Below are 26,745 nucleotides of genomic sequence, written 5' to 3'. Positions count from 1 at the left end.
GGCTATCGGATGCCCTGCGACCCGGGTCACATCGATAGAGTTTTGCAAGTCATCCATCTCAGCACCGCAGCCTCGCGTCTCTCCTGCCCGTTTTGCGCCGGCGGGCGCCTGCCAACGGCTTTGTGTGTCTCGTCTTGTGGACAATTCGGCCCCTCGCGAAAGGCTGAGCTATGAACGACGCGTCGCGCGAAACCCTTGTGGTCAATATCTTGGGAGGTCCGGGCGTCGGCAAATCGACATTCGCCGCCGGGCTCTTTTCCGATCTGAAGCGCCGGCACATCGCCTGCGAACTCGTGACCGAGGTGACCAAGAGGCGGATCTGGGAAGGTCGCCCACATGCGATCGCCAACAAGATCACCATTCTCGGCGAGCAATGGGCGCCGGTTGAAGAGCTTCTCGGCAAGGTCGACGTGATCGTGGCTGATGGATGCGTGCTTTTGGCGAGCGTTTATGCCGCGCCCCATTACCCAGCCGCCTTTCACGAGCTCTGCATCTGGTGCCACAAAAGCGTTCGCCGTCTCGACGTTCTCATTGCCCGCCCGCGGGCCGAGTATCAGACCGTCGGCCGGCTTGAGAGCGATGAAGAGGCACTCAGGGTCGATGCGCGAGTTTCAAATCTGGTGCGCGCCCATGCCGAAGACGAAGTCATCGCCGTCGATGACCACGACGAAGGGCGCGCAAAGCTCGTTGCCGCCATCCTTCAGCGGATCGCCGCGGCCTGAGCCTCTCTGACGCTTGTCTCCTCCGCGTCCACCGTCGGCGTGTTGTGCAAGATATCGGCCGGCTTCTGGTGCCAGGTTTCGCCGTCCCAGGCCCTGACCGCGATGTCGATCGACCCGTCTTCGATGGTGATCGCATTGTACGCGTTCGGCTCGCCGCGCAGGCGTGTCGAGATCGAGGTTGCGGCCTGTGCCACCAGGATGGGCGCATGTGCGGCCTCGCGTCCGCCGATCGGCTCGCCCTCTTTTTCCTCGGTGGGGGCGCCATGCCTGCGCACATAAGCCATGTGGAAATGTCCTGAGAGTACGAGCCGCACGCCGAGTTCGGCGAAGGTCTCGAGCGCAAGGTCCGCCCGCTTCACCCGCCGCATGTCGATCGGCGGATCGGGCAGAAGCAGCGGATGGTGGGCGACCACGATCCGCAGCGCCGAGGGGTCCGCCGTCGCAAAGCGCGAGCCAAGCGCATCGAGCTGGTCATGGCTCAAAGAGCCGTGCGCCCAATTCAAGCCGAGACGCATGCGTCGTGACGTCTTGAGGCCCGCAATTGCAACGCCGTCCATCTCCACGAACGGCTCCAGATCGCGGGAGATGTGCTTTTTGTAGAGCCGGTAGGGCGTCAGAAAGCGGTCGATGAGATTGATTGCCGGCACGTCGTGATTTCCTGGAACGCAGAAGGTCGGCATCGGCAGGGCGTTGAGAAAGGCGCCGGCTTCGGCAAACTCGTCGGCCTCGCCGCGCTGGGTAAAGTCGCCGCTGACGACGACGAGGTCGGGCTGCGAGGCGAGGAGATCCTCCTGGAGAGAGGTGGCAAGCTGTGGGTCGTGATGGCCGAAATGGAGATCGGATAGATGTGCGATTCTCATGCCGACGCCCGCTCCTGATAAGGCGCTGGGGCGATGGCTTCGTCTTCGGGCGCCTCTGTCGCCTGAGCGACCGGGGCCAGCACTGTGAGGGCCTGGGGGTGAATGCGAAAATCAAGCGGCGGGCGGATCTTCTCCACTTCCCCATCGATCATCGCCTGCACCAGTTGACGCTGTGTCGACAGCCGCACCTCATGTGCCTCATGGATGATGAGCGCCTCGTCATCGCGCCAGCGGCCGAGCGCCATTCCCGCGGTGAGCCGCAGAAGATCGATCAGGCCGAGATGGCGCAGCGCATAGACCGTCAGAAGTCCGCGATCGAGCCTGCGGCGGGAGAAGAAGCGGCCGAGTTCTTCGTCATAGGCATTGTTGGCAACCGCGATGGAGCGGACACGCAACGTTTCGGTGTTGTCGGCGCCGTCCCTTTCAAGCGTCATGCGCAGATCTTGGGGGTGGGTGAGGCGGCGCCAGAAGAAACGCAGAAAGCTGAGCCGCGTGCCGAAATCCGGATTGTGCCGCAGATGCTCCCGGCCGGCGGCAACGGCAGGTGCGAAGCCGATGACGACCTTGTGCAAAAAAATCCGTCCGTTCACTTCGCAGACATCGATCGCCCGTGGTTGCATCTCACGAAGCGTCGAGATCGCTTCTTTGATGTCGAGAGGTACCGCAAGGTCGCGGGCAAGAAGGTTGGCGGTGCCGAGCGGCAGGATGGCGAGCTTTTTGTTGCTCCCCAAGAGTGCCGCGGCGACGGCCGTGACGGTACCGTCACCGCCGGCGGCGACGATGATATCGGCTTGCGAAGCAGCAGCCTCGGCGACCCGATCGCGCAGCGGACGCGCCATGTCACTATCGACTGCGGCCTCGAAGCCAGCGGCCGCGAATTGTTCGCTGAGCGCGTCTGGTGTCAGGCCCGCGGCGGTCCCGGAATTGGCGTTGAAGACGACATGGATGCGGAGCGGGTGCATGAAAAGATGTGTGCCTTGTCTGCCGCCGGTTGATCCGGCGTCTTCTGCGTGAATGCACCAAGCGGCGAAGGGTTCAGCGCGCAGGCTGCAAGCGCAACATCATCGCAACGAGAATAAACAGAGCGAGCCCGGCCGTGATCGGTGCCCCGGCCGGTGAGAAGAGGTCCATTGCCGATGCTGTGGCGGTGGAGCCGCCCGCGCTCCCAATCGCGTAGGCGAGGCCGAAGACGGCACTTCCGGCGACGAGAAGGCCACCCGTATAGCTTGCGCCGAGAAGGGTCAGAGCGCAGGTGTAAAGCGCAAATTCCGCGGCCCCCATCAGCGCGAAGACGGCCAGGATGGCGGCTTCCGATTCCAGGAAGGGGATGATGAGGAAGGTGGCGCCGGCAACGAGGCCGCAGGCGAGCGCCACCCCGTGGCGGGGCAGGCGGTCGAGAAGCAGGCCGACGAGCGGCTGCGCGAGCGCGGTCGGCAGCGCGACCATGGTCACGGCGATCGCCGCAAAGGCCTCCGAATGGCCCGTCTTCACGAAATAGACGGGCATCACGGAGATTGCTGCGATGTCGGCGAAGCCGAAAGCGAAGACCATGACGATGAGCGCCGGCGCGGCGCGCACGAATTTGACCAGCGCGCCGGGAGGTGAAGGCTGGGGCCTTGTGCGAGCGCGGCGGCTTAGAACCGCCGTCGCGAAGGCGACGATGGCGAGATAGACGGCAAGGATGGCGAAGGGAAAGCTGCTGTCGCTGCCGAAGAACGGAATGGCGAGGGGGCCGGCGGCAAATCCCGCACACATGCCGGCGCCATAAAGTCCCGAGATGCGTCCCCGCAGATGATCCGGGCAGGCCGCATTGAGCCAGGCTTCGCTCAGCATGAAGACGAGATTGACGCAGATCCCGAGCACGAAGCGGGCGACGAACCAGACGGCAAGCGAATCCGTGATGCCGAAGACGAAGAGGCAGAGGGAGCAGCCGGCAAGGCCCACGATGATGATCTTGTCGCCTGCCAGCCTCGCCGTCAAAGGCCCGATGGCGAGGGTGGAAACGGCAAGGCCAAGACTGAAGACGCCGGCATTGAGCCCGATCACGCTATCGGTGACGCCCTGATGGGCCATGATCAACGAGATGAGGGGATAGGTGAGGCCTTGGGAGACCGAAAAGGCGGTAACGCCGAGGATCACCGCAGCGATTGCGGCCCGGTCGAGTACAAACACCGCTTCTGATGCTCTGCCGACCGACATGTGAGATGCCCCCTGGCCGCGCGCCATCCAAACGGACCGAGCAGATGCCCCCGGCCGCGCGTAACGAGATAGCGTCTGAACGCGGTTTCCGCCATCCGTCTCCGGCGCGGTTGGCGAGTGTCGGCAGAGAGGCAAGGACGGGCGTCCCGTCCTTGGTTGAAAAATCGATGCGCCTCGGACAGAGGTCTGAGGCGCAGTCCGAAGCTTGAGTCGGGCGCTACTTGTCGAGCTTCGGCATTTTGTCGATCCACTCGCCGAAACGCGCAAGGTACTCCTTGAGGAAGTCGCGGGTGGTGTCGTCGGTGACAGCCAGATCCCCGTCGATCAGCCCTTCCGGGAAGGCGAGATAAACCTCCGGCTGGCCCATGACGAAGGCGTTCTGGGTGACGAGGACGCTGCGCAGACCGACCTGTGCGGCGGCGGTGCCGATCCGGCCGGGAGATGCGCCGATGACGGAGATCGGTTTGCCGGTCCAGGAGCTTTCACCGTAGGGACGCGAACCCCAGTCGATGGCGTTCTTGAGAACTGCGGGGATCGAGCGGTTGAATTCCGGGGTGGCGAAGATGATGCCGTCCACCTCGGCGAGATCACGCTTCAGCGCAAGCACGGAAGCGGGCGGATTTTCCCACAGATCGTCGTTGTAGAGCGGCAGGTTGAGGTCCGGATAAATGAAGGTGAACTCATCCTTGCCGAGCTTTTCGAGCGCATGAGCGAGGGTCCGGTTGATGGAGGCGCGCCTCAGGCTGCCTACGAGAACTGCTATCTTTCGCATAAGGCCTTTCCCAGTTACCATTGGTGACCGTCAGATAGGGCAGGCCCGCCGGGGGCCACAAGAAGGCACTTTTTTGAAACCGCAGATCTGTCACCTCCCCTCCGATTGCCGGCCTGTGGGCGAGATCCTGTCGCGCATCGGCGACAAATGGTCGGTGCTCGTCATCACCCTGCTGGGGGATGCGCCCTTGCGCTTCGGGGAGTTGAAGCGCGAGATCGGCGGCATCTCCCAGAAAATGCTGACGGCGACCTTGCGTGCCTTGGAGCGCGACGGCTTCGTGCTGCGCCGCGATTACGGCACGATGCCGCCGAAGGTTGAATACGAGCTCACCGATCTCGGACGCGATCTCCTCGTGCCGGTGACGGCTTTGGCAGCATGGGCGCGCGAGAACCAGGAGCGGGTGCAGCATGCCCGTCGCCGGTTCGATGACGCCTGTCCGGAGAGGGCCGGTCGCTCAGTCTGAAAGGCCTGCCTCTGCGCGCGCGTCCTCTCGACCCTGCACATGTTGCAGCGTTGAAGCCCTAGCGGTCTCGCCCTTCGGTTCGTTTTCCGCCGGAACCACGCTGATGGAACCGTCCGTCTCTAGGACGACGGCCGCGACCGCTTCGATCTCGGCCATCCCTGCTGCGCGCATGGCCGCGTAAACCTCTTCCTCCGTGACCCGCTCCTTCTTGAGCATGGGCCGGACGAAGCGGCCGCGAAAGAACAGGAGCGCCGGGTCTGCCTTGACCAGCGACTGAAAATCCGCCGAGCGTATCGAAGCGTAGGCTACGGCATATTGCAGAAGGCACAGGAGAGCGAAGGCAAACAAACCTTCGCTCAACGAGACGTCGCTCGACAAAAGCGTGGTGGCCAATATGGAGCCGAGGGCCACTGTGACGATGAAATCGAAGGCGTTCATTTTCGACAAAGTGCGCTTGCCGGTCGCCCGCAGCAGGAGGACGAGCCCGCCATAGGCCAGGATGCCGATGATGAGGATGCGGAAGAGGTCGCCCCAGCTGTCGAAGAACATCGATCAGCCTCCCGTTTCGCTGAGCTGATCGCAGCGAACCCACCATTTCTCCGGCATGGCCGCATCGCGTAAGGCCTGCACGACCCCGCCTCCGGCATTGGAGAAATCGATGAGGCACAAAGAGCCACTGTCGCTCTTCAGGCGCGTGATGGTGAGGTTGCGGCAGTCGGAGGGCATCAGCTCGCCATTGCTCCCGATGATCTGTTGCAGGCTCTGCTGCGACTGACAGGCGGGAAAGCGTTCCTGGGCTGCGGCCGGCTCGGCAAATGCGAGGGCGGTGAAGGCGGCGGTTGCGCCGGCGACGGCTAGACGGGTCATGGGGGCCTCCTCTTGAAACATCCTGTTGCGCTGCACGGCGCGCGGGCGGCGGGCAATTTTTCGGTGCAGGGTCACTCACCAACAACCGGCATTTGTGAGAGTTCCGGGGCATCTGCGCCCTGAGGAGGAGTTTTTCTTGTTAATGCCGCAATTGCGGTCTACAAGAACCACCATCGATCTTTGGCCGGACATTTTGGCCGTTAAGTCCCGTTTCGCCGGGCGCGGGTTCAGACTTCCTCCAAAACTCGACTTCCACACACGTGCGCATTCCGCGTTGCGTGTGCCCATACGCGTTCTGCGAAAGGAACATTCCATGGCGGTTGGTACCGTAAAATTTTACAATTCCCAGAAGGGTTATGGCTTCATCCAGCCGGAGGACGGCGGCAAGGACGTCTTCGTTCACGCCACGGCTCTCGAGCGTGCCGGCATGCGCGGCCTCGTTGAAGGCCAGCGCGTCTCCTTCGACGTTGAGGCGGATCGCCGCTCCGGCAAGGAAGCTGCAACGAATCTGCAGCACGCCTGATTTTGCAGAAGGCGCGGGCTTGCCCGCGCCTTCTCTTCCCATGCCGTTCGGCGGAGGGAATATGACCAACCATTCATTCAAGGTGGGCCAGACGGTCCGCCTGTCGCAAAAGACCGTCGGCCCAGGTGTTGCCGGCGTCTACAAAATCCTGGCTTTGCTGCCCGAGGAACACGGCGATTGCCAGTACCGCGTGCAAAGCACGGTGAGCTCGCAGCAGCGCGTGGTCCAGGAAAGTCAATTGTCGCGCCTTTAGCGGCGCGTGTTTCAGGCCGGAGACGGTCCTTCCGAACCAAGGCCGGCTTTCCGCGTCTGCCGCTCCCGCTCAAGCCTGAACGGCGCACGATGTGCAACCCGGTTCGGAGAGGATAAATTTCATGGCAAAAGGGCAGGTGCGCGCTTCTAAGGAAGCTAAAAAGCCGAAGAACAAGGAAAAGGGCGCCAAGCACACGCCGAAATATATGGAGACGTCAGAGCTCGGCTCCCTGGGTTCGAGCGGATCGCCTCTTAAGCTCGGTCAGAAGAAATAGTCTGTGGCGCGCTTCGAAGTCACGATGTCGAGTGGCGACAAGCTCCTCATCGAGCACGATATCGCATCTATCGAGGAGATGCGGCTTGTGCTCGAGAAGACCGATTTTCTTGCCACCAGAGAAGTCAGGCTCGGCGCACCCGGTACGCTGCCGGATGTCGTCCTGTCGACCCGCCATATGATGCTGCTGCGCCCGCTCGCTGAGGGTGCGACACAGGGCAGCTCTTTCCGGCCCAAGCGATAATCTAAAATGGGAACGCCGACGAAGCCGTCGACGCAGGGGAAGCCCGCAAAGGGGAACGCCATGGCGAGGAGCGTGAAGGACGTGGCCGAGCTCAAGGCACGGATGGCGCATGCGCTGTCGAGCGATAACGTCAGCGCCCCACAGCGAGAGTTTCTCGAAAGCCAGAAGGCGCGGCTCGATCAGCGTGGAACCCATACCATGCTTACCGACGACCAACTCGCACGCATCGAACGCATCATCGACGAGGCCGGGGCGGAAATCTCCTCATCTGGCGCGAATCCATCTGACGCCGACGATGCCGAGTCCACGCCGCCCACAAATCAAGGGTGATGCCGATGTCTACAAAAACACAAGGCAAAGGTGACAGCGTCAAGCTGCGCCGCGACAAGGCCGATGCCACCACTGCCGCAGCGAAAGCGGTGATCGACGCCGAGCTGAACGCGGCGCGCCAGAAAACCGAACGGCTGCGGGCGCAGCGCCTCGCCAAAGAAGCGGATGATGCTGAAATAGCGAAGGAAGCGGCAGAGAACGCGCCCAAAAAGGCGACCCGAAAGCGTGCGACAAAGAGTGTTGCTCCCAAGCCTGCCGATGCGAACTCCGGCACCGATGGGGTCAAAGCCCCAAAGAGAAAGCCGAAAGCGAAGAAGGCCGTGCCGGCGCCTGCCGCCGACATCGATGAAGAGATCGATGACGAGATCGATGAGGCTGAGGAGGCCGACGAGGTCTCGGAGATATAGCTGACTGGCGCGCGAAAGCTTCGCCGACGGATCATTATCGAGGTCGCCGCAATCCCTGGAGCTGTTCGCTCTTGGAGGCTCGCCCTCGTGCTGAGCTTTCGTCGTGCGATGGTGGCCTGCGATGGCCACGCAATGTCGGTTTGTCAGGCTGAAGCCGGCCGTCTATCTCGCACGGCGGTGGCGCATCTTCCGTCAATGGATGTTGGAGCAGCGGCCATTGGAGCAACGGCCGTTCGATGAGGCTCTTTCGACGCTCACCCCGAAACACGCCCCCGAGCGGCCGCGACTGCCGGCGCCGGCACAGGGGCAGAAGCCGCCATTGGCAGCTCCGCCCGTGCCTGGCGTTCTAGACGGCAGTCGAATGCGTGGCCGCACGCGTCCCGAGATAAGCGTCGAAAGAAGCTGCAACGCTGCGCACGAAGGGACGGCCGCGATCGGTGACGACGAAGCGGTCGCCGACCCGTGAGAAGAGCCCATCGGGATCCGACTCGGCGAAATAGCGCGCGTCATTGATCACGGGATCGGCAAGCGCACCGAAATGCGCTTTCAAGGTCCCGGCAGAGAAGGCGAAGTCGCACAACAGCCGCTCGATCACGAAAGCCCGGACCCGGTCGGCCTGGGAGAGTTCGAAACCGCGCACGGTCGCAAGCTCGCCCTTTTCGATCTCGGCCGCATAGCGCCGGGTCGTCTTCTCGTTCTGCAGATAACCCTGCGGGAGCTTGCTGATCGAGGACGCGCCGAAGCCGATAAGGGCGTCGGCCTCGTCCGTTGTGTATCCCTGGAAATTGCGGTGGAGACGGCCTTCCCAGGCTGCCACGGCAAGCGAATCCTCCGGCACCGCGAAATGGTCGAAGCCGATGCGCTGATAACCTGCGCCGGTGAACAGCGTTGCCGCACGATTGGCCTGCGCGAAGCGCTCCAGAACGTCCGGCAATTCGTCCGTCGGGATCATCTTCTGCCGTGGGATGACCGATGGCACATGCGCATAGCCGAAGAGAGCCACACGGTCCGGCCTGAGGGTCAGGATCTGCTCCACCGTGCGCACGAGCTTGTCCCGGCTCTGATAGGGCAGGCCATAGACGAGATCGACATTGATGGAATTGATGCCGGCAGCACGCAGTCGATTGACGGCTGATTCCGTCTCCTCGAAGCTCTGCATGCGGTTGATGGAAGCCTGCACCTTCGTATCGAAGTCCTGCACGCCGATCGAGGCACGGGTGAACCCGGCCTTTGCGAGCGCTTCCACACGCGCGTCGTCGAATTCTCGCGGATCGATCTCGATCGCGAATTCGGCATCCGCCGCCGAGGGGAAGGCCTCTCGGATCGCCGAGGCGAGCTCGATGATGTCGTCGGGCTTCAACAACGTCGGCGAGCCGCCGCCCCAATGCACGCCCTCGACGTTGATTTCCGGCGCGAGTTCGGCCACGAGCTTCAGCTCGTCCTTCAGCGTCTGGAGATACGGCAGCACCGGATCGTAGCGCAGCACATGTCGGGTCGTGCAGCCGCAGAACCAGCACAGCGTATCGCAGAAGGGGATGTGGAAGTAGAGCGAAGCCCTGGTATTGGGCTTGAGCTCTTTCAGCCAGGTTTTCGCGACCTTGCCGTCCACCTCTTCGTTGAAGTGTGGCGCCGTCGGATAACTGGTGTAACGCGGCACAGGCGCCGCGTATTTGCGGACAAGATCAGGAACCATTTGGGTATTTCTAATGCTTTCGTCGAAGGCGTCCTTGATCAAAGTCAAAGAGGAAATCGGTCGCTCCAAGCTCTGGCGAGCACGCAGGCATGTCCTTGTGCAATCTGAATGGCTTGGCTGCCGTAGAAGGAGCGCGATCGGGCGCTCGCAGGCCCGTCTTTCGGTGTGACCATCGCAGTTCGCGGGCCGGGGCGACAGCTCCCCGCACAAGATTCGTGGACAAGGTGCCGCTTCGTCATCTATCCCTGCGGCGGTGGTGAATATCACCACTGCTCGCCTCTGCCATGGGCTTGCCGTTTCCTCCCGAAGGCCCGTCTTTTCAGGAAAAATGTCCGATATCGTCATTTCCGAGTTCATGGATGAGGCGGCCGTTGCGCGCCTGTCCGCTCGCTTCTCCACTCTTTACGCCCCCGATCTTGCCGAAAAGCCCGAAGCGCTGAAGGGGGCACTCGCGGAAGCGAGAGCTCTGATCGTGCGAAACCGCACCGAGGTGCGGGCGGATATCATCGAAGGGGCCGATGCCCTGGAATGCATCGGCAGGCTCGGCGTCGGCGTCGACAACATCGACACGCTATGCTGCGCGAGGCGCGGGATCGCAGTCTATCCCGCCGCCGCCGCCAACGCTCTGTCCGTTGCTGAATATGTGATCTCGACCGCGCTTCTGCTTCTGCGTGGCGCCTATCGTTCCACGTCTGCCGTCGCCGCCGGCCAATGGCCCCGCGGAGAGTTGATGCGTGGACGCGAAGCGAGCGGCAAGGTGATCGGCCTGATCGGTTTCGGCGCGAGCGGCCGTGAAACGGCGCGTCGCGCCGAGGCTCTCGGCCTCGACGTCATCGCCACCGACCCTCATATCCCGGCCTCCGATCCGGCGTGGAACGAGGCGCCTCGCACCGATCTTCCCACCCTTCTCGCACAGGCTGATGTCGTCAGCCTGCATGTGCCGCTGACGGATGAGACGCGCTACCTCATCGATGCGGCCGCGCTCTCGCTCATGAAGCCCGGCGCGATCCTGATCAACGCTGCACGCGGCGGCATCGTCGAGGAGACGGCGCTCGTTGCGGCCTTGCAAGACGGCAGATTGGGCGGTGCGGCGCTCGATGTCTTCGAGACCGAGCCTTTGACAGCCGAAGCCGGCGCGGTCTTTGCAAGCCTGCCGAACGTCGTTTTGACGCCCCATATCGCGGGCCTCACCGCAGAATCGAACCTGCGCGTCGGTCGGGTTATCGCCGACGTCGTCATCAACCACCTCGAGGGCCGCAAGTGACCCGGATGGGACTTGGCGAGATGCGGCATCTCGTGGAGGCTGCCTTGACCGCCTCGCGAGTGAGCCCGGAAAATGCCGCCTCCGTCGCCCGCGCGCTCGTTGCCGCCGAGGCTTGCGGCCAGACGAGCCACGGTCTTCGCCGCGTTGAGGCCTATTCGGCGCAGGCACGCGCCGGCAAGATCGACGGCTTTGCCGTACCGAAGGCCGAACTCGCCCGGCCGGCGGCGCTTTCCATCGATGCCGCCCATGGCTTTGCCTATCCCGCTCTCGATCTCGCTCTCACAGAGCTGCCGCCGCTGGCGCGCCGGCAAGGGCTGGCGATGGCGGGGATCAAGCGCTCCAGCCATTGTGGCGCAATGGGGGTGACGGTCGAGGCCTTTGCCGAAATTGGCCTCGTGGCACTCATGTTCGCCAACGCGCCGGGCGCGATGGCCCCTTGGGGCGGGCGCAGCCGTCTTTACGGCACCAATCCGATCGCTTTTGCAGCTCCCCGCGAAGATGGCGGGCCGGTCGTCGTCGATTTGTCGCTGTCGCAGGTGGCGCGCGGCAAGGTGATGGCGGCCAAGCAAAGGGGGGAGGAGATCCCCGAGGGTTGGGCCTTCGATGAGGCTGGAAAGCCGACGATCGATCCTGTTGAGGCGCTTGCCGGCACGATGGCTCCACTCGGCGGTGCCAAGGGAACGGCGCTCGCTCTTATGGTGGAGATGCTTGCCGCCGGTCTCAACGGCGCCAATTATGCGAGCGAAGCGAGTTCCTTCTTCGACGCCGAGGGCGGCCCGCCGAACACCGGTCAGCTGATCATCGCCATCGATCCTGCGGCCTTCGGGGCCGACGCCGTCACCCGTTTCGGCGACCTTGCGGCGATGATCGAAGCCGATCCTCCAGCCCGTGTGCCGGGCGCGCGCCGCCAGGCGCTCCGGGCGGAGGCGGAAGAGAAGGGAATTGAAATGGATGACGCGGTGATCGCCACGGTTCGGGCGATTGCCGGCATCGAATGAAATGAATGGGAGTGAGGCATGCTGCAGAAGACGCATTACTGGAGACGTGAAGCCAATCTGATTGGGGGGGAATGGGTTGGGGCCGATTCCGGCGAGACGATTGACGTCACCAACCCGGCGACCGGCGAGACGATCGGCACCATCCCGAAATGCGGCAAAGCCGAGACCGAGCGCGCCATCGAAGCCGCTGCGGAGGCGTTCGAGAGCTTCAAGAAGACGAGCGCCGACGAGCGCGCCAAGCTTTTGCGCGCCCTCCACGACGCCATCATGGACAATCAGGATGCGCTTGCTGAGCTCCTCACCCTGGAACAGGGCAAACCCTTGACGGAATCGCGGGGCGAGGTCGGCATGAGCGCCGCCTATGTCCTGTGGTTCGCGGAAGAGGCGCGCCGCATCTATGGCGATCTCATTCCCTCGCCGTGGAAAGATCGCCGCATCATGGTGACGAAGCAGCCGGTCGGTGTCATCGGCGCCATCACGCCGTGGAACTTCCCGTCCTCTATGCTGTCGCGCAAGATCGGCCCGGCGATTGCCGCAGGCTGCACCGCCGTCGTCAAACCGGCGACGCAGACGCCGTATTCGGGCCTCGCCTGGGGTGCGCTCTGCGAAGAGGTCGGCATCCCGAAGGGCGTCGTCAATGTCGTCACCGGGTCCGCCCGCGATATTGGCGCGGCGCTCATGGAAAGCTCGAAGGTGCGCAAGGTCACCTTCACCGGCTCCACGGAGGTCGGCAAGGTTCTGATCCGCCAGTCGGCCGACACCGTGAAGAAGGTTTCGATGGAGCTTGGCGGCAACGCACCGTTCCTGGTTTTTGACGATGCCGACATCGATCGCGCCGTGGCCGGTGGCATTGCCGCGAAGTTCAGGAATTCCGGCCAGACCTGCGTCTGCACCAACCGCTTCTATGTCCAGTCCGGTATTTACGACCGCTTCGCGGAAAAATTCGCCGAGGCGGCGAAAGCGCTGAAAGTGGGGTCAGGCCTCGAAGAGGGAACGCAGCAGGGCCCGCTCATCGACGACAACGCCGTCGCCAAGGTCGAGGAGTTGATTGGCGATGCCGTCGACAAGGGCGGCAAGGTGATCGCGGGTGGCAAGCGCCACGAACTCGGTGGCACGTTCTTCGAGCCGACCGTGATCGCCGATGCGAAGCCCGAGATGCGCTTCTCCAAGGAAGAGATCTTTGGTCCGGTCTCGCCGCTCTTCAAATTCGAGACGGAGGAAGAGGCGGTCGCGCTTGCCAATGACACGGAATACGGTCTCGCCTGCTATTTCTACACGCAGGATCTCGGCCGCGCCTTCCGCGTCTCCGAAGGCCTCGATTACGGCCTCGTCGGCGTCAATGAAGGTGTCATCACGACGGAGGTCGCCCCCTTCGGCGGTGTCAAGGAATCGGGCCTCGGTCGCGAAGGCTCCAAATACGGCATCGACGATTATCTGGAGATCAAATACGTCTGCATCGGCGGTCTCGGGCTTTAGCCACTGAGACGCTGCTGCGCTTGATCGGCCTCTCCCTCGCTCGAGGGGGAGGCCTTTTTCGTATGCCTTTTCACACCGGCTCATGCGCGGCGGGCGAGGGCTGTGCCGGTCAGTTTGGCGGCATCAGGCGCGCCGCATCAATTCCGTCGCAGGGGCTCGCGGTGCCAGTTGCCGGGGCCTGCCGGGGTGAGATCGGAAAGATCGAGCCGCGCCAGAATCTCGCTCGCCGGCCGCTCGCCGATCTTCGCCGTCGGCCAAAGATCGACAAGCGGCTTAAGGGCGAAGCTTCGTTCCGTCAGATGCGGATGCGGGATCGACAACTCCGGTTCGGCGAGGATCTCTTCGCCGTAGACGAGAATGTCGATATCGATGATGCGCGGGCCCCAGGGCTCGGCGCGGATGCGGCCGAGTTCCTTTTCAACGTCGAGGAGTGCGGCGAGCAGGCGCCGCGGGCTCAGCTGCGTCTCGACCAGAAGCGCCGAATTGGTGAAATCGGGTTGGTCGGTCTTCCCCCATGGCCGGCTCAGATAAAGCGGAGCGGCGGCGGTGACGGTGACGCCGTCCACATGGCCGATGGCCTTCGCGGCCTTGCGGAAAGTGTCCGCCGGATCGCCGAGATTGGCACCGAGCCCCAGCACGGCCTTGACGGCGCCGCAGGCAAGGCTGCGGTGAATCATGCGAAAACCTCGTGGTCGAGGCGATACGTACGCGAATCGTTCCATTGGCACAGGTAGAGATGCCTGCAGGATCGAAGCAAGCCCCGTGCCTTAGATATTAACGACCTCTTATCCCTGCTCCCCGATAATGTTTGTTTGGGCCGGGAGGAAGAAATGCAGAGTGCGGGTGAGCCACTCAGGATCTTGCATGTGCTGCGTGCGCCTGTCGGCGGCGTTTTTCGCCATGTCTACGATCTCGTCGAAATGCAGGCGGCGCGCGGTCACCAGGTCGGCATGATCTGTGATTCCACGACGGGAGGGGATTTTGAAGCTGGGCTTTTGGCCGAGCTTCAGAGCCGACTTGCCCTCGGCTTGAAGCGCACGCCGATGTGTCGCCCGATCAGGCCGGCTGATCTCGGGGCATTTCTGCGCGTGCGCGCCTACGCCGATTCCCTTGCCCCCGACGTTATCCATGGCCACGGCGCCAAAGGCGGGGTCTTCAGCCGCCTGACCGCGGCGAGCGAGCGCCGCTCCGGCCGTGTGGTCGCGACGTTCTATACGCTCCATGGCGGCAGCCTGAATTTCGATCGGCATTCGCTGGCGGGCCGCATCTATTTCGGCGTGGAACGCTCTCTGGAGCGCGTGACGGATGCGCTCATCCACGTCTCAGCTTTCGAGGCGGAGACCTACCGCGAAAAAGTAGGCGAGCCGCGCTGCCCTGCGCACGTCATCTACAACGGTCTGCGACCCGGAGAATTTGAGCCGGTCGAGAAGGTCGACAATCCCGCGGACTTTCTCTTTCTCGGCGAATTGCGCCCGCTGAAGGGGGTCGGTGTGTTGTTGCGAGCGCTTGAGCTCCTCAGCGCAGAAGGCAACAGACCGAGCCTTTGTATCGTCGGAGGCGGCAACAGCGAGCAGATCGAGACCTATCGGGCTTTTGCCGCGGAAAAGGATCTCGATGTGCGCTTCCACGCGCCGATGCCGGCGCGGGAGGCCTTGGCGCAGGCGCGCATGATCGTAGTGCCGTCTTTGGCGGAATCTCTGCCCTATGTGGTGCTGGAGGCAGCCGCGGCCGGCACACCGATGATTGCCACGTGTGTCGGTGGCATCCCGGAGATTTTTTCGGGCGAAGAGGATCGTCTGATCGAGCCCGGCAACGAGCGAGCTCTGGCCTCCGCGCTGACCGTTGCGCTTGATAACCCTGAACGCCTTGCCGATGAGGCGGCTGCCCGGCGCGCCTTCGTGCGTGAGCGTTTTTCCTTATCCGGTATGGCCGAGGAGAATGAGGCGCTCTACCATGAGGCCCTCGCAAGGCGGCGGGGCAGGCGTGCGGGCGATGAGGCCTTGAGGCTCGCCTGAGTCCTTGATTTCAGGCTCAGCCCCCCGGCGAGGCTTCCACCTCGCTCAGAAATTCTGGTCCGCGCGAGACGATGGCCTCGTCTATCTCACCGATGCGCTCGAGATTCTTCCCGTCATAGGGCAACGACATCAGGACGGTGCGGATGAGATTGAGCCGCGCCCGCCTCTTGTCGTTGGCGCGCACCACATACCATGGGGCTTCGTGCGAATGCGTCGCTGCAAGCATCCGGTCGCGGGCGGCGGAGAAAGCCGGCCAGCGCTTGATCGCTTCCTTGTCGACCGGAGAGATCTTCCAGGATTTCAGCGGGTCGTGCCGGCGGTCGTGGAACCGCTTCAATTGCATCTCGCGGCCGATATTGAGCCAGAACTTGAAGAGGTGGACGCCGTCGCGCACCAGCATGCGCTCAAAATCCGGTGCTTCCCTCAGAAAAACCGCTGCCTCGTTCTCACTGCAAAAACCCATCACGGGTTCGACGACGCCTCGGTTGTACCAGGAGCGGTCGAAGAGCACCATTTCGCCGTTGCTCGGGAGCTCTTCCACATAGCGCTGGAAGTACCATTGCCCGTGCTCGCGCTCCGTCGGTTTGGCGAGCGCCACGATGCGGGCGTGACGGGGATTGAGATTTTCCCGCAAGACCTTGATCGAGCCGCCTTTGCCGGCTGCGTCACGGCCTTCGAACAAAAGCACGATGCGCTGGTTGCTGGTCTGAGCCCAGGCGAGCACCTGGACGAGTTCGCGCTGCAGATCGCGCAGTTCGTTTTCGTACTTTGTGCGCTTGAGCTTCTTGGAATATGGAAAGTTGCCCGAGGTCAGCGCGTTCTCGTGGACCCAGGCAGGAAGCTCGGGTGCATCGAGATCGAAAGTGGAAAAGTCCTGATTGTTCATGTGCAGGTTGATTCTCTGACTCAGACTTGTCACGCAGCAAGTCTACAGAACGCTGAATGGCATTACGAGAGCGGCAAAAGTGATTGAGGAGACGACCACGGAAAACAACCTGTCGGTGAATCCCGTTCGCCCGCTTGGACGCCTCGCCGCGGCGCGTCTGCCGCTTTTGGCGACGGCGCTTGTGCTGACCTTTGTGACCGTCAATTTCTCCGTGCCGGTCCTGTGGTCCGTCCTGGGCTTTGTTTTCGTCCTCATCGTCACGGCCGCAGTCCCGGCCCGTATGCGTTCTGAACGGTTGTCATCCGCGGCCGCGCACAGCCGCATCCTCTGGCCCGACACGGGCATGAAGGCAGTCGTCTCGTCCTTGCCGCATCCCGCTTTCCTCCTCGATCAGCGCGGTATCATGCGCTTCTCCAACGAAGCTGCGACCGCCGCGTTCCCGCAGGCCCGCCCTGGCGATCCGCTTTCCATGACCATTCGCGCGCCGCGTCTGCGCGATGCTTTGGCCGCCGCCCAGGGCATGATGACGAGCAAGTTCGAGTATCGCGAGCGCAGTGGCGCGGAGACCGTCTATGTCGTGACCGTTCAGCCGGTTCTGCATGCCGCTGCGGCGGCGCCTTTCATTCTCCTGCTTTTCGAGGATGTGACCGAGCGTCTGGCAACGGCCAGAATGCGCGCCGACTTTGTCGCCAACGCCAGCCACGAGCTGCGCACGCCTCTCGCATCCCTCTCGGGGTTCATCGACACGCTGCAGGGCCCCGCCCGCGGCGATCCCAAAGCGCAGGACCGCTTTCTGGCCATCATGCGGGAACAGGCGGAGCGTATGCGCCGCCTCCTTGATGATCTTCTCTCGCTGTCGCGGCTTGAGATGCGGGTGCATCAGCAGCCGCGCGACCATATCGATCTTGCTCATATCGCGCGCCGTGTCGTCGACGGTTTGCGTCCGCTGGCCGAGCATCTGCAGGTGGAAGTGACGCTCGATCTTCCGGACGAGCCCGTCTTCGTCCTGGGCGATGCCGACGAGTTGCACCAGGTGTTGGAGAACCTGGCGGAGAACGGGCTCAAATATGGAAGTGCTGGCAAGCGTCTCGAAGTCAGATTGGCGCAGCCGCGTAAGGGCGGTGAGGCGATCGTGCTTGCAAGCGTGCGCGACTGGGGACCGGGGATTGCGCCGGAGCATCTGCCGCGGCTGACGGAGAGATTTTACCGGGTCGATGTCGCCTCAAGTCGCGAGAAGCAGGGAACGGGCCTCGGCCTTGCCATCGTCAAGCATATCCTGACGCGCCATCGCGGCCGCCTCGACATCGACAGCGAATTGGGTGCGGGAGCGACATTCACCGTGCGCCTGCCGGCTGCCGAAGCGCCGGCGGATCTTTCCGCAGCGGACCTATCCGCGGCGGACGAGACGCAAAAGTCCGCAATGGCCGGCTGATCGCAGGCGGATAAGTTCTGCGGATACCGCGCGTTTGCGCCGCCTTCCGCTCAAAAAGAAAGCGGAGCCGAAGCTCCGCAGTCTGTTACGCCAGTCTTCGGGAGAAAGCTGAACTCAGCCGTTCGCAGCCCGCTTCATGCGCCGGCGCGGATCGGACGTCTGATAGGCGACGCCTGCATGGTATTCGCAATAGGGCGAGCTCTCCAGGGAATCGCAGCCGCAGAAATGGAAATCCTCGTCGCCCGGATCGCCGATCGGCCATTTGCAGGTGCGTTCGGTCAATTTCTCGATCGTCAGGCGCCGTGAAATCGGCATGACGAGAGCGTGCACGGGCTGCAGCTCGGTTTCCTGTTCAGCTTCCATTTCTACCTCTACCTCGGCCTGTAAGGCCGTGGCGCCGACGGTCACGGTTCGGCGCTGTTGCCGGACGGGAGCGGAGTTGCGCGGTCGACGCGCCCGCTTGATCGTGGAGGTTGGCTGGCCGCGTCCGGAAAGCCCGAGCCTGTGAATCTTGCCGATGACGGCATTGCGCGTGACGCCGCCGAGCTCTCCGGCGATCTGACTGGCGCTGAGGCCTTCCTGCCAGAGCTTTTTGAGAAGATCGACTCGTTCATCGGTCCAGGACATGGGCGTCTTGGCTCCTTGCTGCCGCGTTTGTGTCATTGGCGGAATCCGTCTGCGTCGCAGGGGCTAAAAACCTGCGCCAACGCAATAACTGGTAGGGGATCCGGTCCGCCACACGAGATGTCGTGTTTAACGATTTAGAAACTACCCGATCGGTCGACTCTTCGACAAGAGTCCCGCCGGCGATTTGATGTTTTTCCCCCGGATACGGCAAAAGTGAGTCCGGAATGCCACACAGGCATGCTCAAAAGCCGCGCATTGCGCGGCTCGCCGGCCTCATGATAAACGAAGCGCAGCCGCCGTAGGGCGGCTTTTCGCGTTTCAACAGCAAAATCTTACATATCGGATCGGACCACGCCCATGTCGGCCGCCTCTTCTCAGTCTTCTCCCCTTTATGCGACCTACGCCCGCGCTGAGCTCGCCTTTGAGCGCGGCGAGGGTGTCTGGCTGGAGACGACGTCGGGAGAGCGATTTCTCGACCTGATGGGCGGCATCGCCGTCAACGCTTTCGGTCACGCGCATCCCTATCTGGTCGAGGCGCTGAAGCGGCAGGCGGAAAAGCTCTGGCACGTCTCCAATATTTTCGAGATCCCGGGTCAGGTGGAGCTCGGTCGCCGTCTCTGTGAGGCAACCTTTGCCGATCGCGTCTTCTTCACGAACTCCGGCGGCGAGGCGATGGAATGCGCCATCAAGACGGTGAGGCGTTACCACCACGCCAAAGGCCAGCCGCAGCGGAACCGCATCATCACCTTCGAGGGCGCCTTCCACGGCCGAACGCTCGCCACGATCGCCGCCGGCGGCCAGGCGAAATATCTGGAAGGTTTCGCGCCCAAGGTCGAAGGCTTCGATCAGATCGCCTTCGCCGACCGCGATGCGCTGAAAGCGGCGATCGGCCCGGAAACGGCCGGCATCCTCGTCGAGCCGATCCAGGGCGAGGGCGGCATTCGCCCGGTCCCGCATGAATTCCTGCGCTTCATCCGCGAACTCTGCGACGAGCATGGCCTGTTGATGGTGCTTGACGAGATCCAATGCGGCATGGGCCGGACAGGTCGTCTTTTTGCCCATGAATGGGCGGGCGTGACGCCGGACGTCATGGCGATCGCCAAGGCGATCGGTGGCGGCTTCCCGCTCGGCGCCTGCCTGGCGACGCGGGAGGCGTCGGAGGCGATGGCCGTCGGCTCGCATGGCTCCACCTATGGCGGCAATCCTCTCGCCATGGCCGTCGGCAATGCCGTTCTCGATCTCGTTCTGGAAGATGGTTTCCTGACAGAGGTCTCCCGCAAGGGTCTCCTCCTCAAGCAGAAGCTTGCCCGCCTCGTCGATGCCTATCCAGATCAGTTGAAAGATGTGCGCGGCGAAGGGCTGATGCTGGGTCTCGTCTGTGCGGGCGCACCTGCGGAAATGGTTGCCCGCCTGCGCAAGCATGGCGTCCTCACCGTGGGCGCGGGCCACAATGTGGTGCGCGTCCTGCCCGCGCTGATCATCTCAGAGGCGGAGATGGATGAAGGCGTGAACCGTATCGAGGCTGCGCTGCGCGCCGCCGGTAAGTCCGCTGCCGCGTAGGGAGAAAAAAACATGAGCCTGCGTCACTTTCTCGACCTTGCTGACATTCCGTCCGAAACGCTGCGTTTGATCCTGGACGACGGCAAACAGCTGAAGGCCGCCCGCCGGGCAGGTCCCGTTGCCGCGCGGCCGCTCGAAGGCCGCATCCTCGCGATGATTTTCGAGCAGCCCTCGACGCGCACCCGCATCTCCTTCGACGTCGCCATGCGTCAGCTCGGTGGCGATGCCATCCTTCTGACCGGCAAGGACATGCAGCTCGGGCGCGGCGAGAGCGTGAGCGACACGGCGAAAGTCCTGTCGCGCTATGTCGATGCCATCATGATCCGCACGCTCGACCACGACATGGTCGCAGCCCTTGCGGAACATGCCACTGTTCCCGTCATCAACGGGCTGACGCGCCGCTCGCATCCCTGCCAGTTGATGGCCGATCTGATGACCTTTGAAGAGCACAAGGGTGCTCTCGAAGGCCGCAAATTTGCCTGGCTGGGCGATGCCAACAACGTCATGAATTCGTGGGTCCATGCAGCCGAGCGCTTCGGCTTCAGCCTCGACGTCGCAAGCCCTGCCGAGCTCGGCCCGGACCAGGAAATCCGTGACTGGGCGGAAAAGCACGGGGCCAAGGTGCGCTTTCTCGATGCACCCGAAGAGGCGGCGTCCGAGGCCGACTGCCTGATCACCGACACCTGGGTTTCGATGGGCGACGACGAAGGCGGGCGGCGTCACAATATTTTGAAGCCGTATCAGGTGAACGACCTCATGATGGAATCTGCGAAGAAAGACGCCATATTCATGCATTGCCTGCCCGCACATCGCGGCGAGGAGGTGACCGCCAGCGTGATCGACGGACCCCAATCGGTCGTCTTCGATGAAGCGGAAAACCGCTTGCATGCGCAAAAGGCGATTCTCTCCTGGTGTCTTTCGGAGCCCTCGTGAACGATACGACTGTCACACAAGCCGACGCACGCGCGGATGACCGCGCTCTGCCCTTTCAAGTCGATCCCCTGGATGTGCGTGGCCGCGTGGTCACGCTCGGACCGGCGATCGATGCCATTCTGGCGCGCCACGATCTGCCGCGACCCGTCAAGGTGCTTCTCGGCGAGGCCGTGGCGCTCGCCTCGCTGCTTGCCACCTCTTTGAAGGATACGGGCCGTTTCATCCTCCAAACGGAGACCGACGGACCCGTCTCGATGCTCGTCGTCGATATCCGCACCCCGGGAGAGATCCGCGCTACGGCGACCTGCAATCGCGAGCGCGTGGAGGCAGTGACGGTCTCCGGTCGTGCCGCGAGCGGCGACCTTCTTGGCCGAGGGACGCTCGCCATGACGGTCGAGCAGGGCAAGACTGGGCGCCGCTACCAGGGCTACGTGCCGCTTGAGAACGAGAGCCTGGAAGACGCGGCGCACTCCTATTTCCGCCAGTCGGAACAGATCCCGACGCGCGTGCGCCTGGCCGTCGCTGAAATCGTCGATCGTGGCAGTGCCGGCGAGGCCCATCAGGCCTGGCGCGCGGGAGGCTTGATCGCGCAATTTTTGCCGGAATCGAGCGACCGCATCAAAATTCGCGATCTCGATCCCGGAGATACGCCGGACGATGCAGATTTGCCGGATCTGCCGCTTGAAGACGACGCCTGGCTGGAAGCGGCGGCCCTTGTCGATACGGTAGAAGATCTGGAGCTGATCGACCCGGCCGTCCCGGCTGAGCGCCTTCTCGTCCGTCTCTTTCACGAGCGCGGCGTGCGTGTTTTCGAGCCCACCGTTTTGCGCGATCATTGCACCTGTTCACGCGAACGCATCGAGCAGGTGTTGGAGCAGCTTCCCGCCGATGAGCTCGAAGAGGCGGCAGTGGAGGGCGCAGTAGAGGTTCGCTGCGAATTCTGCGGCAAAGAGTATCGGTTTACGCCTGAAGAGCTAAATTCCGGCAAAGCCTGACCGATCGTTAAGTTGTCGGCAAGGTCGCCGCATGCCTTACCATTCAGCTGGTGTTCACCTGGAACCTTTAAGGTTTCAGGCTATCTGGTGCCGTTGAATCGCAAAGGATATTGCTCTGACCGACAAGGCCAAGACGCCGTTCCTGCTGGTCGATTCCGCCGCGCCCAAGCGCGCCATGGAGGAAGACGAGCTGCAGCCCGCCGATCGGCCGGCTGAGGCAGAACGCTCGCCGTCTTCCGAAAAGCAGCCAAAGACGGCCCATCCCTTCTGGCGTGGGTTCGTCCAGACCGTGCTCGTTTTCGTGGTGCTTGCCGCTGCGGTCGCAGGCATGCGCTATATGGCTGCCACGGCGCCGGAGGGGCCGAAGCGCCCGCCGAGCGAGCAGGTCTACACGGTCGAAACGCAGACGGTCACCTTCGGCAGCCATCAGCCGGATTTTTCTGTTTTTGGTACGACGATCGCAGGCAAGACGGTTGAGCTGCGTGCTCTCGTTGCCGGCGAGATCGTGTCCATCTCCGACGACGTGGAGGTCGGGCGGCGGGTGAAAACGGGCGAAACGCTCGTCACGCTCGACGATTTCCCCTATCGGGGCGCGCTCACAGAGGCCCGTGCCAATCTGCGCGAGGCCGAGGCGACGCTCACCGAACGGCAGGCGAGTGTACGCGCTGAAGAGGTTGCCGTCTCGCGGGCGCAAGAACAGTTGGAGCTCGCCCGCACTGACCTTCAACGCGCCGAACAGCTCCGCACCCGCGGCACCGGCACCCAGCAATCGCTCGACGAGCGGCAACTGATCTTGAGCCAGCGTGCCCAGGCGCTCGAAGAGCGGCAGGCCAATCTTGAGGTCGCCCGTGCCCGGCTGGAGCAGCAGCAAGCGGTCAATGACCGGCTGCGCTGGCGCGTCGAGGAGGCCGAGCGAAATCTCGCCGACACGGTCCTGAAAGCGCCCTTTGACGGCGTCGTCATGAACGAGACCGCTGGGCTCGGTCGCAAGGTGAGTGCCAGCGATCTTCTCGTGGAGCTCTACCGCGAAGGCTCCGTGGAAGCCCGTTTCGTGGTGAGCGATCGCCAGTTCGGCCGTCTTCTCTCGGATTCCGAAGGTGTCATTGGACGCGAGGTCGACATCACCTGGACGGTCGGCGGCAAGCCTCTCGTCTATAAGGGCACGATCGATCGCATCGGTGCGGAGGTCGTGGCCGACCGTGGCGGCGTGGAGCTTTTCGCCAACGTCAAAGACGGGCCGGAAGTCGATCTCCGCCCAGGCGCCTTCGTTGAAGTCTCCGTGCCCGACAGAACCTGGCAGAACGCCGTTCGGCTGCCGGAGACGGCTCTTTTTGGCGGCAATGCCGTTTTCGTCGTCGAGGACGGACGTCTTCAACGCCGCCCTGTCGAGGTCGCGGCCTATGACGGGGCCGATGTCATCGTCACCTCCGGCCTGGCGGAGGGCGAGACGGTGATGACGACGCAGATCGCCGATGCCCGCGAAGGCATCAAGGTGGCGAAGCCCGGCGAGAACAAGCGCATCTCTCCGACGATGTCGATGGGGCATGGCTCGTGAGTGCGGTGCCGCCCGCTCCCCCGTCGAGCCCGCGGCGTGATGCCATCCCGATCGTGGAGCTTTTTGCGCGTCACGCCAATGCCGCGAACCTCTTGATGGTGCTTATGGTCCTGTTCGGGATCTTCGCTCTTCTCAAGATCAACACGCAGTTCTTTCCCTCGCTCGAAACCGACACGATCTCCATCTCCGTCTCCTGGCCGGGAGCGAGCGCCGAGGACGTGGAATCAAATATCCTGGAGGTGATCGAGCCGGATGTGCGCTTCCTCGACGGCGTCGACGAGATGCGCTCCTATGCCCGCGAGGGGAGCGCCACGATCTCGCTCGAATTCGAAGACGGCGCCGACATGCAGAAGGCCTTGTCGGATGTCGAGGCGGCAGTGGCGGCGATCACCAACCTGCCGGATGATGCGGAAGAGCCGGAAGTCTCCTTCAGACAATGGCGCGAAGCCGTCGCGAGATTGGCGGTCACCGGCCCTTATTCGGAGACGGCGCTGCGCGCCATCGCCAAGAAGGTTCATGACGGGCTGATCGACGCCGGCATCGATTCCGTCACTTATACCGGCTTTCGTGATCGCGAACTGGTTGTGACGGCCGAAGAGGCGGAACTGCGCCGGCTTGGGCTCACCATTGGCGACGTCTCGACGGCGATCGCAGGCAACAGCCGCGACCTGCCCTCGGGCGAGCTCGATGCGTCCATGTCGCGCCAGGTACGTGCACTCTCCGATGCCAAAGATCCGGCGGCCATCAAGGAGATCGAGGTCAAGGGCTTCGCTTCCGGCGAAAGGATCCGCGTCGGCGATTTCGCCGACGTGAACGAGCGCTTCGATCCCGACGACAAGGAAGGCCTGGCGCGAGGGCAGCGCGCCATCGAGCTTTATGTGGAACGTTCCGCCAGCGCCGATACGCTCGCCAGCGCACGGCTGATGAACGATTATCTGGAGCGCGTCCGCCCGACATTGCCGCCGGATGTCGAGATCCTGAAATACGACGTCAATGCCGATCAGGTGGCCGACCGGATCATGCTTCTGGTCCGCAACGGCCTCCAGGGCCTCGTCCTCGTCATCCTCATTCTGTTCGTCTTTTTGAACGGCAGCATCGCGTTCTGGGTCGCCGCCGGTATCCCCATCGCCATGATGACGACGCTCGGCGTGATGTACGTGACCGGCCAGACGCTCAACATGATGTCGCTCTTCGGGCTGATCATGATGCTCGGCGTCATTGTCGATGATGCCATCGTCGTGGGGGAGCACACGGCCACGCGCTCGTCCCGGGGTGATGACGGGCTGACGGCAGCCATCCGCGGCGCGGGGCATATGATGACGCCGGTCTTCGCGGCGAGCCTGACGACGGTCGCAGCCTTTGCGCCGCTTTTTCTGGTGCGCGGCGGTATCGGCCAGTTCATCCAGACCTTGCCGCTCGTTGTCATCGCGGTGATCCTTGCAAGTCTCGTCGAATGTTTTCTGGTCCTGCCCGGCCATCTTGCCCATTCGCTGACGAGGGTGCGTCATTTCGGCTGGTCGATGTGGCGCTGGGTGTTCGCCTCGCTGTCGGTCGCGGCTGCTGTCATCCTGGCGCTGCGGCCGGGCACGGGCGAGCTCCTGGGACTGTCCTGGCTTTCCGCTCTCGGCGACTGGTTTTCGGAGCGCCCGTCGTTCTTGCAGCTTTTTCTCACTGTCGCTTTCGCCATGGCCGCCGGTGCCCTCATCGAGGCTCTGGTGGCAATGCTCTCGCATCGCCGCGAACGCAGCACCCACCGTCGCACGGCCTTGCGCCGTGGCCTCGACAATGGCTTTGAATGGGTGCGCAGTGGACCGTTTTTGCGGCTCGTCCGCTTCACCTATCACTGGCGCTACCTGACGGTGGCGCTCGCGGTTGCGAGCTTCATTCTCACGATCGGCCTCCTCCAGGGTGGCCGTGTCGCCTTCGTTTTCTTTCCGTCCCCGGAGGCGGAGACGATCCGCGGCCGCGTGGAATTCAATCCGGGCACGCCGCGCGAGGAGGTCGAGGAGACGGTCAGAAAGCTCGAGTCCGCTCTCTGGCAGGCAAGCGACGAGCTTTCTCCGGACAAGCCGCTGATCGTCGCCGCCTTCACGACGATCGGTTCTGCCGGTCGCTCCGAGGGTGACAATCTTGCGGAATTCCGGGTGCAGCTCGTCACCTCCGAAGAGCGCGACGTGCGCACGCCGACGATCGTGCGCGCCTGGCAGGAGAAGGCGCCGGACCTTGCCGGCATCAAGCGCTTTGCCGTCTACGAGATGCGCGGCGGGCCGCCGGGACGCGACGTCGATATCCGCTTCCGGGGCGGCAACGCAGCCGATCTGAAGAAGGCCGCCGAAGAGGCGGCGGAAGTGCTCTCAGGCTTTCCGGGTGTTTCCGGCGTGGCCGATGACCTGCCTTACGGAAAGCCGGAACTCATCATCCGTTTGACGCCGCGGGGTGCATCTCTCGGCCTCACCAACGAAGACGTCGGCCGCCAGGTGCGCAATGCGCTGGAAGGCGCCATTCCGCGCCGCTTTGCCGATGGCGACGAAGAGGTGACGATCCGCGTCAAGCGTAAGCTGGACGGGGAGGGCACGGCCGCCTTGCGTTCTTTGCAATTGCGCACGCCAGCGGGCTTCTACGTCCCTCTTGAGGAGGTGGCGACCCTGAGCGAGCGCCAGGGCTTTGCCTCCATCCAGCGCGTCGACGGCAAATCGAGCGTTGCTGTCACGGCCGATGTTGATCTCGCCGTCACCAATCCGGGGGCGGTTCTCGTCTCTCTGCGCCAAACCGGCGCGATCGACCGCATCGCCGCGCGCTACGGCCTCGAAACCGGCTTTTCCGGACGCGCGGAGGAGCGTGAGGACGCCTTCGCCGACCTGAAGCTCGGTGCGGTGATCGCTCTCGCCGTCATCTACATCCTGCTCGCCTGGGTCTTCGCCTCCTATCTGCGACCGATCGCTGTGATGCTGATCATCCCCTTCGGCTTCGTGGGCGCGACCCTCGGCCATTTGTTCATGGGATTTGATCTGACCATCCTGTCGCTCTTCGGCCTGCTCGGACTGGCAGGGATCCTCGTCAACGATTCCATCATTCTTGTGGACCGGCTGGAGGAGCGTTTGAGGGATGGCGACGATCTGGCCGAGGCCGCGATCGGGGCAAGCACGGACCGCCTGCGTGCGGTGCTCCTCACCTCGCTCACAACGATTGCCGGGCTTGCGCCTCTTCTGACGGAGACGAGCCTGCAGGCGCAGTTCTTGCTGCCCATGGCGATCACCATGGTCTTCGGTCTGGGCTTTGCGACCGGGCTCGTGCTCTTCCTCGTGCCGGCGCTGATCGGCATCGGCGGGGATATTTCGCGGCTCTTCCGCTTCGCCTCGGGACGGCGCGTCTCAGCTTTCGCCCGCTCCTGAGGCGGC

27 protein-coding genes are annotated in these 26,745 nt (G+C 63.3%); 17 read left to right on the top strand and 10 right to left on the bottom strand.

Features of this window, described 5'->3' with window-relative positions:
• Positions 1–170 precede the first annotated feature (170 nt).
• Positions 171–722 (top strand): AAA family ATPase, encoded by a 552-nt coding sequence (locus J2R99_RS04880; protein WP_307153347.1) that lies wholly within the window; start codon positions 171–173, stop codon positions 720–722.
• Here the strand turns inward: J2R99_RS04880 and J2R99_RS04875 are convergent.
• From J2R99_RS04875 to J2R99_RS04860, 4 genes are all read right to left on the bottom strand, one after another.
• Complete coding sequence (locus tag J2R99_RS04875) at positions 701–1,582, bottom strand: metallophosphoesterase family protein (RefSeq protein WP_307153346.1); 882 nt, start codon at positions 1,580–1,582, stop codon at positions 701–703. The genes J2R99_RS04880 and J2R99_RS04875 overlap by 22 nt on opposite strands.
• Positions 1,579–2,544, bottom strand: coding sequence for a diacylglycerol/lipid kinase family protein (locus J2R99_RS04870; protein WP_307153345.1), 966 nt, complete (start codon positions 2,542–2,544; stop codon positions 1,579–1,581). Before J2R99_RS04870 ends, J2R99_RS04875 begins: the two co-directional genes overlap by 4 nt.
• A gap of 73 nt (positions 2,545–2,617) precedes the next feature.
• Positions 2,618–3,781, bottom strand: coding sequence for an MFS transporter (locus J2R99_RS04865; RefSeq protein WP_307153344.1), 1,164 nt, complete (start codon positions 3,779–3,781; stop codon positions 2,618–2,620).
• 217 nt (positions 3,782–3,998) lie between these two features.
• On the bottom strand, positions 3,999–4,553 hold the full coding sequence (locus J2R99_RS04860) for an NADPH-dependent FMN reductase (protein ID WP_307153343.1): 555 nt from the start codon (positions 4,551–4,553) through the stop codon (positions 3,999–4,001).
• A gap of 73 nt (positions 4,554–4,626) precedes the next feature.
• Between J2R99_RS04860 and J2R99_RS04855 the strand changes: the two genes are divergently transcribed.
• On the top strand, positions 4,627–5,016 hold the full coding sequence (locus J2R99_RS04855; RefSeq protein ID WP_307153342.1) for a winged helix-turn-helix transcriptional regulator: 390 nt from the start codon (positions 4,627–4,629) through the stop codon (positions 5,014–5,016).
• Here the strand turns inward: J2R99_RS04855 and J2R99_RS04850 are convergent.
• Positions 5,008–5,565 carry a DUF421 domain-containing protein gene (locus tag J2R99_RS04850; RefSeq protein ID WP_307153341.1) on the bottom strand — a complete coding sequence of 186 codons (558 nt, stop codon included), beginning with the start codon at positions 5,563–5,565 and terminating at the stop codon, positions 5,008–5,010. The genes J2R99_RS04855 and J2R99_RS04850 overlap by 9 nt on opposite strands.
• Positions 5,566–5,568: 3 nt before the next feature.
• Complete coding sequence (locus J2R99_RS04845) at positions 5,569–5,883, bottom strand: hypothetical protein (RefSeq protein ID WP_307153340.1); 315 nt, start codon at positions 5,881–5,883, stop codon at positions 5,569–5,571.
• 313 nt (positions 5,884–6,196) lie between these two features.
• On the opposite strand from J2R99_RS04845, the gene J2R99_RS04840 reads away from it, so the two are divergent.
• From J2R99_RS04840 to J2R99_RS04820, 5 genes are all read left to right on the top strand, one after another.
• The gene (locus tag J2R99_RS04840) at positions 6,197–6,406 is read left to right on the top strand and encodes a cold-shock protein (protein WP_092808877.1); all 210 of its coding nucleotides are present in this window, start codon (positions 6,197–6,199) and stop codon (positions 6,404–6,406) included.
• 61 nt (positions 6,407–6,467) lie between these two features.
• Positions 6,468–6,659 (top strand): hypothetical protein, encoded by a 192-nt coding sequence (locus J2R99_RS04835; protein WP_307153339.1) that lies wholly within the window; start codon positions 6,468–6,470, stop codon positions 6,657–6,659.
• 277 nt (positions 6,660–6,936) lie between these two features.
• Positions 6,937–7,176: a hypothetical protein gene (locus tag J2R99_RS04830; RefSeq protein WP_307153338.1), complete on the top strand. Its 240-nt coding sequence runs from the start codon at positions 6,937–6,939 to the stop codon at positions 7,174–7,176.
• A 60-nt stretch (positions 7,177–7,236) separates the two neighbouring features.
• Positions 7,237–7,506 carry a hypothetical protein gene (locus tag J2R99_RS04825; protein ID WP_307153337.1) on the top strand — a complete coding sequence of 90 codons (270 nt, stop codon included), beginning with the start codon at positions 7,237–7,239 and terminating at the stop codon, positions 7,504–7,506.
• 5 nt (positions 7,507–7,511) lie between these two features.
• Positions 7,512–7,913, top strand: coding sequence for a hypothetical protein (locus J2R99_RS04820; RefSeq protein ID WP_307153336.1), 402 nt, complete (start codon positions 7,512–7,514; stop codon positions 7,911–7,913).
• Positions 7,914–8,259: 346 nt separating this feature from the next.
• On the opposite strand, the gene hemN is transcribed toward J2R99_RS04820, so the two are convergent.
• Positions 8,260–9,606 (bottom strand): oxygen-independent coproporphyrinogen III oxidase, encoded by a 1,347-nt coding sequence (gene hemN, locus J2R99_RS04815; protein ID WP_307153335.1) that lies wholly within the window; start codon positions 9,604–9,606, stop codon positions 8,260–8,262.
• A gap of 328 nt (positions 9,607–9,934) precedes the next feature.
• Between hemN and J2R99_RS04810 the strand changes: the two genes are divergently transcribed.
• From J2R99_RS04810 to J2R99_RS04800, 3 genes are read left to right on the top strand one after another with little or no spacing between them, the layout of a single operon-like run.
• Entirely contained in the window at positions 9,935–10,870 is a 936-nt protein-coding gene (locus J2R99_RS04810; RefSeq protein ID WP_307153334.1) for a hydroxyacid dehydrogenase, read from the top strand.
• Positions 10,867–11,868, top strand: a complete 1,002-nt coding sequence (locus J2R99_RS04805) for an Ldh family oxidoreductase (protein WP_370872268.1) — start codon at positions 10,867–10,869, stop codon at positions 11,866–11,868. The genes J2R99_RS04810 and J2R99_RS04805 overlap by 4 nt, the downstream gene beginning before the upstream one ends.
• Positions 11,869–11,886: 18 nt before the next feature.
• Positions 11,887–13,344, top strand: coding sequence for an NAD-dependent succinate-semialdehyde dehydrogenase (locus J2R99_RS04800; RefSeq protein WP_307153332.1), 1,458 nt, complete (start codon positions 11,887–11,889; stop codon positions 13,342–13,344).
• Between the two features lie 137 nt (positions 13,345–13,481).
• Here J2R99_RS04800 and folK read toward each other — a convergent pair whose 3' ends face one another.
• A complete protein-coding gene (folK, locus tag J2R99_RS04795) occupies positions 13,482–14,021 on the bottom strand; it encodes a 2-amino-4-hydroxy-6-hydroxymethyldihydropteridine diphosphokinase (RefSeq protein WP_307153331.1) in 540 nt (179 codons plus the stop codon).
• Positions 14,022–14,174: 153 nt separating this feature from the next.
• On the opposite strand from folK, the gene J2R99_RS04790 reads away from it, so the two are divergent.
• Positions 14,175–15,359 carry a glycosyltransferase family 4 protein gene (locus tag J2R99_RS04790; RefSeq protein WP_307153330.1) on the top strand — a complete coding sequence of 395 codons (1,185 nt, stop codon included), beginning with the start codon at positions 14,175–14,177 and terminating at the stop codon, positions 15,357–15,359.
• Between the two features lie 16 nt (positions 15,360–15,375).
• Here the strand turns inward: J2R99_RS04790 and ppk2 are convergent, their stop codons facing one another.
• Positions 15,376–16,245, bottom strand: a complete 870-nt coding sequence (ppk2, locus tag J2R99_RS04785) for a polyphosphate kinase 2 (RefSeq protein WP_307153329.1) — start codon at positions 16,243–16,245, stop codon at positions 15,376–15,378.
• A 79-nt stretch (positions 16,246–16,324) separates the two neighbouring features.
• Between ppk2 and J2R99_RS04780 the strand changes: the two genes are divergently transcribed.
• Positions 16,325–17,677, top strand: a complete 1,353-nt coding sequence (locus J2R99_RS04780; protein ID WP_307153328.1) for an ATP-binding protein — start codon at positions 16,325–16,327, stop codon at positions 17,675–17,677.
• Between the two features lie 114 nt (positions 17,678–17,791).
• On the opposite strand, the gene J2R99_RS04775 is transcribed toward J2R99_RS04780, so the two are convergent.
• Positions 17,792–18,304: a GcrA family cell cycle regulator gene (locus tag J2R99_RS04775; protein ID WP_307153327.1), complete on the bottom strand. Its 513-nt coding sequence runs from the start codon at positions 18,302–18,304 to the stop codon at positions 17,792–17,794.
• Between the two features lie 357 nt (positions 18,305–18,661).
• On the opposite strand from J2R99_RS04775, the gene J2R99_RS04770 reads away from it, so the two are divergent.
• The 5 genes from J2R99_RS04770 to J2R99_RS04750 all read left to right on the top strand — a co-directional run bounded on the left by J2R99_RS04770 (position 18,662) and on the right by J2R99_RS04750 (position 26,739).
• Entirely contained in the window at positions 18,662–19,864 is a 1,203-nt protein-coding gene (locus J2R99_RS04770) for an aspartate aminotransferase family protein (protein ID WP_307153326.1), read from the top strand.
• A 12-nt stretch (positions 19,865–19,876) separates the two neighbouring features.
• On the top strand, positions 19,877–20,797 hold the full coding sequence (gene argF, locus J2R99_RS04765) for an ornithine carbamoyltransferase (protein ID WP_307153325.1): 921 nt from the start codon (positions 19,877–19,879) through the stop codon (positions 20,795–20,797).
• Positions 20,794–21,792 (top strand): Hsp33 family molecular chaperone, encoded by a 999-nt coding sequence (locus J2R99_RS04760; protein ID WP_307153324.1) that lies wholly within the window; start codon positions 20,794–20,796, stop codon positions 21,790–21,792. Before argF ends, J2R99_RS04760 begins: the two co-directional genes overlap by 4 nt.
• Before the next feature lie 175 nt (positions 21,793–21,967).
• Entirely contained in the window at positions 21,968–23,347 is a 1,380-nt protein-coding gene (locus J2R99_RS04755; protein ID WP_307153323.1) for an efflux RND transporter periplasmic adaptor subunit, read from the top strand.
• A complete protein-coding gene (locus J2R99_RS04750; RefSeq protein WP_307153322.1) occupies positions 23,344–26,739 on the top strand; it encodes an efflux RND transporter permease subunit in 3,396 nt (1,131 codons plus the stop codon). The genes J2R99_RS04755 and J2R99_RS04750 overlap by 4 nt, the downstream gene beginning before the upstream one ends.
• The last annotated feature ends 6 nt before the right edge of the window (positions 26,740–26,745 follow it).

This window comes from Rhodopseudomonas julia (genome assembly GCF_030813515.1).
GTDB classification, from domain to species: domain Bacteria; phylum Pseudomonadota; class Alphaproteobacteria; order Rhizobiales; family Afifellaceae; genus Afifella; species Afifella julia.
The sequence above is the reverse complement of the archived record's forward strand: the minus strand, read 5'-3'. Positions and strand labels throughout refer to the sequence as shown.

Bases quoted from the DNA above. Each gene is read 5' to 3' on its own strand.
- folK (WP_307153331.1), bottom strand. From the start codon at position 14,021: ATGATTCACCGCAGCCTTGCCTGCGGCGCCGTCAAGGCCGTGCTGGGG.
- ppk2 (WP_307153329.1), bottom strand. From the start codon at position 16,245: ATGAACAATCAGGACTTTTCCACTTTCGATCTCGATGCACCCGAGCTT.
- J2R99_RS04800 (WP_307153332.1), top strand. From the start codon at position 11,887: ATGCTGCAGAAGACGCATTACTGGAGACGTGAAGCCAATCTGATTGGG.
- J2R99_RS04810 (WP_307153334.1), top strand. From the start codon at position 9,935: ATGTCCGATATCGTCATTTCCGAGTTCATGGATGAGGCGGCCGTTGCG.
- J2R99_RS04845 (WP_307153340.1), bottom strand. From the start codon at position 5,883: ATGACCCGTCTAGCCGTCGCCGGCGCAACCGCCGCCTTCACCGCCCTC.
- J2R99_RS04880 (WP_307153347.1), top strand. From the start codon at position 171: ATGAACGACGCGTCGCGCGAAACCCTTGTGGTCAATATCTTGGGAGGT.
- argF (WP_307153325.1), top strand. From the start codon at position 19,877: ATGAGCCTGCGTCACTTTCTCGACCTTGCTGACATTCCGTCCGAAACG.
- hemN (WP_307153335.1), bottom strand. From the start codon at position 9,606: ATGGTTCCTGATCTTGTCCGCAAATACGCGGCGCCTGTGCCGCGTTAC.
- J2R99_RS04865 (WP_307153344.1), bottom strand. From the start codon at position 3,781: ATGTCGGTCGGCAGAGCATCAGAAGCGGTGTTTGTACTCGACCGGGCC.
- J2R99_RS04770 (WP_307153326.1), top strand. From the start codon at position 18,662: ATGTCGGCCGCCTCTTCTCAGTCTTCTCCCCTTTATGCGACCTACGCC.
- J2R99_RS04850 (WP_307153341.1), bottom strand. From the start codon at position 5,565: ATGTTCTTCGACAGCTGGGGCGACCTCTTCCGCATCCTCATCATCGGC.
- J2R99_RS04790 (WP_307153330.1), top strand. From the start codon at position 14,175: ATGCAGAGTGCGGGTGAGCCACTCAGGATCTTGCATGTGCTGCGTGCG.
- J2R99_RS04835 (WP_307153339.1), top strand. From the start codon at position 6,468: ATGACCAACCATTCATTCAAGGTGGGCCAGACGGTCCGCCTGTCGCAA.
- J2R99_RS04820 (WP_307153336.1), top strand. From the start codon at position 7,512: ATGTCTACAAAAACACAAGGCAAAGGTGACAGCGTCAAGCTGCGCCGC.
- J2R99_RS04755 (WP_307153323.1), top strand. From the start codon at position 21,968: ATGGAGGAAGACGAGCTGCAGCCCGCCGATCGGCCGGCTGAGGCAGAA.
- J2R99_RS04825 (WP_307153337.1), top strand. From the start codon at position 7,237: ATGGCGAGGAGCGTGAAGGACGTGGCCGAGCTCAAGGCACGGATGGCG.
- J2R99_RS04840 (WP_092808877.1), top strand. From the start codon at position 6,197: ATGGCGGTTGGTACCGTAAAATTTTACAATTCCCAGAAGGGTTATGGC.
- J2R99_RS04870 (WP_307153345.1), bottom strand. From the start codon at position 2,544: ATGCACCCGCTCCGCATCCATGTCGTCTTCAACGCCAATTCCGGGACC.
- J2R99_RS04860 (WP_307153343.1), bottom strand. From the start codon at position 4,553: ATGCGAAAGATAGCAGTTCTCGTAGGCAGCCTGAGGCGCGCCTCCATC.
- J2R99_RS04775 (WP_307153327.1), bottom strand. From the start codon at position 18,304: ATGTCCTGGACCGATGAACGAGTCGATCTTCTCAAAAAGCTCTGGCAG.
- J2R99_RS04875 (WP_307153346.1), bottom strand. From the start codon at position 1,582: ATGAGAATCGCACATCTATCCGATCTCCATTTCGGCCATCACGACCCA.